The sequence below is a fragment of the Bacillus sp. JJ1533 genome (assembly GCF_036965045.1).
GTDB lineage: Bacteria > Bacillota > Bacilli > Bacillales > Bacillaceae_L > Ferdinandcohnia.
Map to the genome: position 1 here is coordinate 202,278 of NZ_JBALOV010000035.1, position 8,349 is coordinate 210,626.

Below are 8,349 nucleotides of genomic sequence, written 5' to 3' on the forward strand. Positions count from 1 at the left end.
TCATAAAAAACGTTTTAAACGTTTACTCGACAGGAGGTTTTTGTATGTTTCGTAATGTTGCTGAGTTAGTAGAACTTGCCACTACTAAAAATATGAAAATAGCAGATGTGATGATTGAACAAGAGATAGAAGTTACAGGAAAAAGCCGTGAAGAAATCATCGCTCAAATGGAACGCAACCTTGAAGTAATGGAAAAAGCGGTCGAAAGAGGACTTGCTGGCGTTTCATCTCATTCTGGTTTAACAGGAGGAGATGCTGTTCTGTTACAAAACTATATAAAAAAAGGAAACTTTTTAACTGGTAAAACCGTACTTGATGCTGTTAGTAAGGCTGTAGCGACAAATGAAGTCAATGCGGCAATGGGAACCATTTGTGCAACACCTACTGCTGGTTCTGCTGGAGTTGTTCCAGGAACTTTATTTGCGGTGAAGGAAAAATTGAATCCGACAAAAGACGAGATGGTTCAGTTTTTGTTTACAGCTGGGGCATTTGGATTTGTAGTTGCCAATAACGCTTCCATCTCAGGTGCAGCGGGTGGCTGCCAAGCAGAAGTGGGCTCAGCTGCCGGAATGGCTGCGGCAGCCATAGTTGAAATGGCAGGAGGCACACCACAGCAATCTGCTGAAGCAATGGCGATTACCTTAAAAAACATGCTTGGTCTCGTCTGTGACCCAGTTGCCGGTCTCGTCGAGGTGCCTTGTGTTAAGCGTAATGCAATGGGTGCAGCTAATGCGATGGTCGCCGCAGATATGGCATTGGCGGGTATTACAAGCCGAATTCCATGTGATGAAGTAATCGATGCAATGTATAGAATAGGTCAGACAATGCCGACGGCGTTAAAAGAGACAGCACGGGGAGGGCTAGCGGCAACCCAAACAGGTCGTGCACTTGAAGCAAAGATCTTTGGGATTTCGCTAACCAAAAGTGAATAGTCAATTACTGCAGCCTGTCACTGAAATTAAAGGGATCGGTGAAGAAACAGGAATTCAGCTAAATGAGATGCACATTTTTACTATTCTTGACCTACTTTTATACTTTCCATATCGATTTGAAGATTATAATTTACGAGACCTTGCCGAGGTGAAGCACGAGGAGAAAATAACGATTGAGGGGAAGGTTCACAGTGAACCCCTGTTAACCTATTACAATCGAAAACGATCACGCTTAACTTTCAGGGTCTTGGTAGGTCGCTATTTAATAACAGCGACCTGTTTTAATCGGCCATATTATAAAAATAAGATCTCGTTAAATGATACTGTTACAGTTACAGGAAAATGGGATCAGCATCGGCAAACCATAACGGTTAGTGAGATTGTCTTCGGGCCGATGATAAAGGATAACCTTATTGAACCTGTGTATTCCGTAAAAGGGAAAATCACGGTAAAAGGAATGAAGCGGTTTATCGCACTTGCTCTTAACCAGTTTGGTGAACAAATTGAGGACAATCTTCCTGAGCAATTATTAGCAAGGTATCGGCTTTTACCTAAGAAGGATGCTATTAAAATCATGCATCATCCATCTGGTCATCAGGACTTAAAACAAGCCAGAAGACGTTTTGTGTATGAAGAGTTTCTGCTGTTTCAACTTAAAATGCAGGCATTAAGAAAATTTGAGCGTGAACAAACATCGGGCACACCCATGGAGTTTCAGACCGGGAAGCTAGAGGAATTTACGAATGGATTACCATTTCCGCTTACAAGTGCCCAAAACCGCGTTGTTGATGAAATAATCGATGATTTACGTTCACCCTATCGAATGAATCGATTACTTCAAGGTGATGTTGGTTCAGGAAAGACCGTGGTTGCAGCGATTTCTTTATATGCTGCAATCCTTTCGGGATGTCAAGGAGCATTAATGGTGCCAACAGAAATTTTAGCTGAACAGCATGCCCAGTCACTTGCTGAGCTTTTCTCAAATTACGGATTAAATATTCAACTTTTAACAAGCTCTGTGAAAGGCAAACGAAGAAGAGAAATACTCGAACAGCTTAAAACAGGGGAAATTCATATTTTGGTAGGTACCCATGCGCTTATCCAGGATGAGGTTAATTTCAAAAAGCTTGGTCTCGTAATTACAGATGAACAGCATCGTTTTGGTGTAGAGCAGCGCAGAGTTTTACGTGAAAAGGGTGAAAATCCAGATGTGCTTTTCATGACTGCAACTCCAATTCCAAGGACGCTTGCGATAACGGTTTTTGGTGAGATGGACGTTTCGGTGATTGATGAAATGCCAGCAGGCAGAAAAAAAATTGAAACCTATTGGGTAAAGCATGACATGCTTGAGCGGATTTTAGTCTTTATTGAAAAAGAGCTTGCAAAAGGGAGACAAGCCTATGTCATCTGTCCGCTGATTGAGGAATCCGATAAGTTAGATGTTCAAAATGCGATTGATGTTCATACGATGCTCTCCTTCCATTTTCAAAACAAGGCGAAAGTTGGATTAATGCATGGTCGATTATCTGCAGAAGAAAAAGAAGATGTAATGAGACAATTTAGTGAAAATGAAGTTCAAATTCTCGTATCCACAACGGTTGTTGAGGTAGGTGTAAACGTTCCAAATGCCACTTTGATGGTGATTTATGATGCTGAGCGTTTCGGTCTTTCCCAACTACACCAATTACGAGGACGTGTCGGAAGAGGTAGTGAACAATCTTATTGTATTCTTCTTGCTGACCCAAAATCTGAAGTTGGAAAAGAGAGAATGCGGATCATGACAGAAACAAATGATGGCTTTGTTCTGTCAGAAAAAGATCTGGAGCTTCGTGGACCAGGTGACTTCTTTGGTCGTAAACAAAGTGGCGTCCCTGAATTTAAGGTAGCTGACATGGTTCATGATTATCGTACACTAGAAGTAGCCCGAAATGATGCTGCCAAACTAATTAATTCAAAGGCGTTTTGGGAGGATCAATCGTATAAATACCTCCGGGAGGATTTATTACAAACGGGTATTTTAGATGGAGAAAAACTGGATTAAACCATTTGCTTTAAGGCAGATTGTAAGGAGTTTTTTTTCTTGCAATCTGCCTTTTTAAATTATATACTAACTATTAGTACCTAGTCATAAGAGTGCGGACGGTGTATTTTTAATGAGAAGAAATAAAAAAGAACGGCAGCAACTACTTAAGGGAACAATAAAAGTGAATCCATTTATTACGGATGAAGACTTAGCCGAAAAATTCAAGGTTAGTGTTCAAACGATTCGTTTGGATCGTTTGGAGTTATCCATCCCTGAGCTTCGTGAGAGAATTAAGAATGTTGCTGAGAAAAAACTAGATGATGAAGTCAAAGCTTTGCCAATTGAAGAAGTCATTGGTGAAATTATCGATATTGAACTAGACGAAAGTGCAATTTCAATTTTTGATGTCACAAATGAGCATGTGTTTAAACGAAATCAAATTGCTCGTGGACATCATCTTTTTGCCCAAGCAAACTCATTAGCGGTTGCTGTTATTAATGATGAACTTGCCCTTACTGCAAAGGCAAATATTCGGTTTACAAGACAGGTAAAAGCCGGGGAGAGAGTTGTTGCAAAAGCTAAAGTAAAGGGTTCACAGGAAAAAGATCGAACGATTGTAGATGTAAATAGTTATGTCGGAAATGAAATCGTGTTTTCCGGTGAATTTACAATGTATCGTTCTAATAAACAAGTAAAAACTGATTCATAATAGTGAACAAAACAAGTACCCAGCTCTCAATAGAAACAAAAGGAATGATTAAGATGAAACTTGCGATAGATGCAATGGGTGGAGATCATGCACCAGAGGAAATTGTTAAGGGAACAATGACTGCATTACAGCATTATAAAGATCTGGAAGTAACTTTAATTGGTGATGAAGCAAAGATTCGTCAATATATGACTGAAGATGAAAGAATAACAATCATACATACAACAGAAATAATTGAAGGTACAGATGAACCTGTAAGAGCCGTGAGGAGAAAAAAGAATGCATCCATGGTTTTAATGGCGAAAGAGGTGAGCGAGGGACGTGCTGACGCATGTATTTCAGCTGGAAATACGGGGGCTCTCATGACTGCTGGACTTTTCATCGTCGGAAGAATTGAAGGAATTGACCGGCCTGCATTAGCACCAACCCTCCCCACTTTGGATAAAAAGGGTTTTCTTATGCTAGATGTAGGTGCAAATGTTGATGCGAAACCAGAGCACTTGCTTCAATATGCCATCATGGGATCGATATATTCCGCAAAGGTTCGTGGAGTTGCTAATCCTAGAGTTGGTTTATTAAATGTCGGTACAGAAGATAAAAAAGGAAATGAACTTACCAAACATGCTTTTGACTTAATCAAAGCCACACATCTTAATTTCATTGGAAATGTTGAGGCAAGAGATTTACTTGACGGAGTGGCAGATGTTGTTGTTACCGATGGTTTTACAGGAAATGTTACCTTAAAAACCATCGAGGGTACTGCTCTATCCATGTTTAAGATGCTAAAAACCGCCTTCACAACCAATTTAAAGAGTAAAATAGCAGCCGGACTTTTAATGCCAGAGCTAAAGGTGTTAAAAAAGACACTGGATTACTCAGAATATGGCGGTGCAGGGCTCTTTGGTTTAAAGGCACCTGTAATCAAAGCACATGGCTCTTCCGATGCGAATGGTCTATTTAGTGCGATAAGACAAACATACGAGATGGTTGAAAAAGATGTTGCCGGTACAATTCGTAAAACATTAGAGGACATCCATCCAAAAGTAGATGAATAGGGGGAATGTAGAATGAGCATGATTGCATTCGTTTTTCCAGGACAAGGTTCGCAAATTGTGGGAATGGGAAAGGAATTAGCCGATTCTCAAGAAGTGGTTCAGGATATTTTTACAAGAGCTGATAAAGCATTAGGGGAGGAGCTCTCTTCTCTCATCTTTAACGGACCGCAAGAAACACTCACGTTAACAGTAAATGCACAACCATCACTACTGACAACAAGTATTGCAATTTTGGAGAAATTTAAGGAAGCTAATATAGTACCCGGGTTTGTTGCTGGACATAGTCTTGGTGAGTACACCGCATTAGTCGCTGCTGGTGCACTAAGCTTTGAAGACGCTGTGCGTACGGTTCGTAAACGCGGCGAATTTATGGAGGAAGCCGTTCCGGCAGGACAAGGAACAATGGCTGCCATTCTTGGGATGAGTCGTGAGGACTTACAAGCGGTAACAGATGAAATTTCTCATGCAGGTCATCCAGTTCAATTGGCAAATATTAACTGCCCAGGACAAATTGTAATTTCAGGAGCAGCAGAAGGTGTTAAGCAGGCTTGTGAATTAGCAAAGGAAAAAGGTGCGAAGCGTGCTATCCCACTTGAGGTGAGTGGACCGTTCCATTCTTCATTAATGGAACCTGCAGCAGCTAAATTACGTGCTGTACTTGATCAGATTGAGATTAATGATGCAAATGTACCAGTTATTGCAAACGTAAACGCAGCTGAAATGACATCAGCACAGCAAATTAAGGAAAATCTAGTAAAGCAATTGTATTCACCTGTATTATGGGAAAATTCAGTTCAATACATGCTAGACCAAGGTGTCGATACCTTTATCGAAATTGGGCCAGGTAAAGTGCTCTCAGGATTAATTAAGAAAGTAAATCGTAGAGTTGCAACTTATGCAATCAGTGACATAGAAACACTTGAGGCAACGATTCGAGCAATAAAGGAGGGAAATTAAGATGTTAAATGGCAAAGTAGCATTGGTTACCGGTGCCTCACGGGGAATCGGCCGTACGATTGCAATTGAACTTGCAAAAGCAGGTGCAAAGGTTGCAGTAAACTATTCCGGCAGTGAGCAAAAAGCAAATGAAGTTGTGGATGAAATCAAAGCATTAGGACAGGAGGCTTTTGCGATTCAGGCAAATGTTTCTGATGCAGATTCGGTTACGAATATGGTAAAAGAGGTTATCTCGACATTTGGTAGTCTTGATATCCTTGTTAATAATGCTGGAATTACACGAGATAATCTATTAATGAGAATGAAAGAAGAAGAATGGGACGATGTGATTAATATTAATCTAAAAGGTGTGTTCCTTTGTACAAAAGCTGTAACTAGACAAATGATGAAGCAGCGCTCTGGTAAAATTATCAATATCGCCTCTATTGTAGGGGTTAGTGGGAATCCTGGACAAGCTAACTATGTAGCTGCAAAAGCTGGCGTAATTGGCTTAACAAAAACAACTGCGAAAGAATTAGCAAGTCGCAATATTAACGTTAACGCAGTTGCACCAGGTTTTATTACGACAGAAATGACCGACCAGCTTCCAGAAGATATTAAAAACGATATGCTAAAATTAATTCCTCTTTCTAGGTTTGGTGAAACAACTGATATTTCCGGAGTTGTTTTATTCCTGGCATCTGATCAAAGCAATTATATGACAGGCCAAACCTTGCATATAGACGGTGGAATGGTGATGTAAGTTGAAAGCAGTATAAAAATAAAACCACTTGCTTTTTACTTTATGCTCTTGCGCTTTCCTAGGGTAAACCAATATAATACTTTGAGGGGAGGTGAATGGAATGGCAGATGTATTTGAGAGAATTACAAAAATCGTGGTTGACCGCTTAGGTGTTGAAGAATCAGCAGTAACTTTAGAGGCTTCTTTTAAAGATGATCTAGGAGCGGATTCACTAGACGTTGTTGAACTAGTTATGGAACTTGAGGACGAGTTTGACATGGAAATTTCAGACGACGAGGCTGAAAAAATTTCTACAGTTGGTGACGCTGTAAATTACATAAAAAGCCAGCTATAATTCTTAAATTGTAAAAGTCCCGTTATTTAAACGGGGCTTTCTCAAAGTGTCTAGCGCAAGCGCCTAGCCCCTCGAGGTCTAATAACCTGTGTCAAGAAAAGTCCAAGAACGACTTTTTTTGACACAGAACATTAGCTTGTCGGGCTTGCGCAGGATGTGCTGACGTCTACGTTTGCCACAGGACGTGGCGGTATTTAGTAGACGTTCCATCCCAAGGCGTTTGCGCTTTTCTCATTGGAGGTTACGTAAGGTGAAGCGGATAAATAAAGACAAAGGCAATAAGTTCACTCCGAAGTTTAAAGTTTTTCAGGAGCGACTAGGGATTCATTTTCAAGATGAGAACCTACTTATTCAAGCATTTACACATTCATCTTATGTGAATGAGCATCGAAAAAAGCCGCATGAAGACAATGAACGGCTAGAATTTTTAGGAGATGCTGTTTTAGAGCTAACCATTTCCAAGTTTTTATTTAACAAATTTCCAATTATGAGCGAAGGCGAATTAACGAAGATGCGTGCAGCTATTGTTTGTGAACCATCTTTAGTTACGTTTGCCAATGAACTTAAATTTGGGGAGCTTGTTTTACTAGGTAAAGGTGAGGAAATGACTGGTGGAAGAGAGCGACCGGCCCTATTAGCTGATGTGTTTGAAGCATTTATTGGGGCACTATACCTTGATAAAGGTCTAGATGTTGTGAACCAGTTTTTAGATCAAACAGTCATACCAAAAATTAATGCGGGTGCTTTTTCTCATGTGATGGATTATAAGAGTCAGCTTCAAGAGCTTGTACAACGAGATGGAACTGGAATCATCGAGTATAAGGTGCTCCAAGAAAAAGGGCCTGCACATAGTCGTGAATTTGTTTCAAGAGTATCCCTAAATGGTGAGGAGCTTGGGACAGGTACAGGTAGATCGAAAAAAGAAGCTGAGCAACATGCAGCAGAAATAGCATTAAAGAAGTTAAAAAACAAACAACAATAAGGTAGAGTGCCCCACGATTTCGTGGGGTTATATTTTTGCCTAATTGGTTGCTGTAAAAAGTAATCCAATAACATACAAGTTTGTGTTAAAATATGTAGGACTTGAATTTCGAATTGAGGGGGAAGTTTATGTTCCTCAAACGTTTAGATATAGTAGGATTTAAATCGTTTGCTGAAAGAATTGCAGTAGATTTTGTACCGGGTGTAACGGCTGTTGTAGGACCAAATGGAAGTGGGAAAAGTAATATCACAGACGGAATTCGTTGGGTTCTTGGAGAACAGTCAGCAAAATCACTGCGTGGATCGAAAATGGAAGATATCATTTTCGCAGGAAGTGACAGCCGCAAAGCATTGAATGTAGCTGAAGTCACAATAACATTAGATAACGAGGATCATTTTTTACCAATTGATTACCACGAAGTAAGTGTCACACGTCGTGTCTATCGATCTGGAGAAAGTGAATTTTTGATCAATAAACAAGCATGTCGACTTAAAGATATAGTTGACTTATTTATGGATTCTGGACTTGGCCGCGAAGCTTTTTCCATTATTAGTCAGGGGAAAGTAGAAGAGATTTTAAGTAGTAAAGCTGAAGAGAGAAGAAGCATCTTTGAAG

9 protein-coding genes are annotated in these 8,349 nt (G+C 40.1%); all 9 read left to right on the forward strand.

What is annotated here, in order from left to right; all coding sequences use genetic code 11:
• The first annotated feature begins 44 nt into the window (after positions 1-44).
• Positions 45-932 carry an L-serine ammonia-lyase, iron-sulfur-dependent, subunit alpha gene (gene sdaAA / locus V7138_RS18620; RefSeq protein ID WP_335400206.1) on the forward strand — a complete coding sequence of 296 codons (888 nt, stop codon included), beginning with the start codon at positions 45-47 and terminating at the stop codon, positions 930-932.
• Positions 925-2,973 carry an ATP-dependent DNA helicase RecG gene (gene recG, locus V7138_RS18625; protein ID WP_335400208.1) on the forward strand — a complete coding sequence of 683 codons (2,049 nt, stop codon included), beginning with the start codon at positions 925-927 and terminating at the stop codon, positions 2,971-2,973. The genes sdaAA and recG overlap by 8 nt, the downstream gene beginning before the upstream one ends.
• 112 nt (positions 2,974-3,085) lie before the next feature.
• Positions 3,086-3,664, forward strand: a complete 579-nt coding sequence (gene fapR / locus V7138_RS18630; RefSeq protein WP_335400210.1) for a transcription factor FapR — start codon at positions 3,086-3,088, stop codon at positions 3,662-3,664.
• Positions 3,665-3,717: 53 nt separating this feature from the next.
• The gene (gene plsX / locus V7138_RS18635) at positions 3,718-4,719 is read left to right on the forward strand and encodes a phosphate acyltransferase PlsX (protein WP_335400213.1); all 1,002 of its coding nucleotides are present in this window, start codon (positions 3,718-3,720) and stop codon (positions 4,717-4,719) included.
• Positions 4,720-4,731: 12 nt separating this feature from the next.
• Positions 4,732-5,676, forward strand: coding sequence for an ACP S-malonyltransferase (gene fabD, locus V7138_RS18640; protein ID WP_335400216.1), 945 nt, complete (start codon positions 4,732-4,734; stop codon positions 5,674-5,676).
• A 1-nt stretch (position 5,677) separates the two neighbouring features.
• The gene (fabG, locus tag V7138_RS18645; protein ID WP_335400219.1) at positions 5,678-6,418 is read left to right on the forward strand and encodes a 3-oxoacyl-[acyl-carrier-protein] reductase; all 741 of its coding nucleotides are present in this window, start codon (positions 5,678-5,680) and stop codon (positions 6,416-6,418) included.
• A gap of 100 nt (positions 6,419-6,518) precedes the next feature.
• Complete coding sequence (locus V7138_RS18650; protein ID WP_010282514.1) at positions 6,519-6,752, forward strand: acyl carrier protein; 234 nt, start codon at positions 6,519-6,521, stop codon at positions 6,750-6,752.
• A gap of 250 nt (positions 6,753-7,002) precedes the next feature.
• Positions 7,003-7,734 carry a ribonuclease III gene (rnc, locus tag V7138_RS18655; protein ID WP_335400222.1) on the forward strand — a complete coding sequence of 244 codons (732 nt, stop codon included), beginning with the start codon at positions 7,003-7,005 and terminating at the stop codon, positions 7,732-7,734.
• 128 nt (positions 7,735-7,862) lie between these two features.
• Positions 7,863-8,349: AAA family ATPase (locus V7138_RS18660; protein WP_335400226.1), on the forward strand; the 487-nt coding region annotated here is incomplete at its 3' end.

What these genes read in the sequence shown, in the direction of transcription:
- V7138_RS18650 (WP_010282514.1), top strand. Translation starts at nt 6,519, where the DNA reads ATGGCAGATGTATTTGAGAGAATTACAAAAATCGTGGTTGACCGCTTA.
- sdaAA (WP_335400206.1), top strand. Translation starts at nt 45, where the DNA reads ATGTTTCGTAATGTTGCTGAGTTAGTAGAACTTGCCACTACTAAAAAT.
- plsX (WP_335400213.1), top strand. Translation starts at nt 3,718, where the DNA reads ATGAAACTTGCGATAGATGCAATGGGTGGAGATCATGCACCAGAGGAA.
- fabG (WP_335400219.1), top strand. Translation starts at nt 5,678, where the DNA reads ATGTTAAATGGCAAAGTAGCATTGGTTACCGGTGCCTCACGGGGAATC.
- fapR (WP_335400210.1), top strand. Translation starts at nt 3,086, where the DNA reads ATGAGAAGAAATAAAAAAGAACGGCAGCAACTACTTAAGGGAACAATA.
- fabD (WP_335400216.1), top strand. Translation starts at nt 4,732, where the DNA reads ATGAGCATGATTGCATTCGTTTTTCCAGGACAAGGTTCGCAAATTGTG.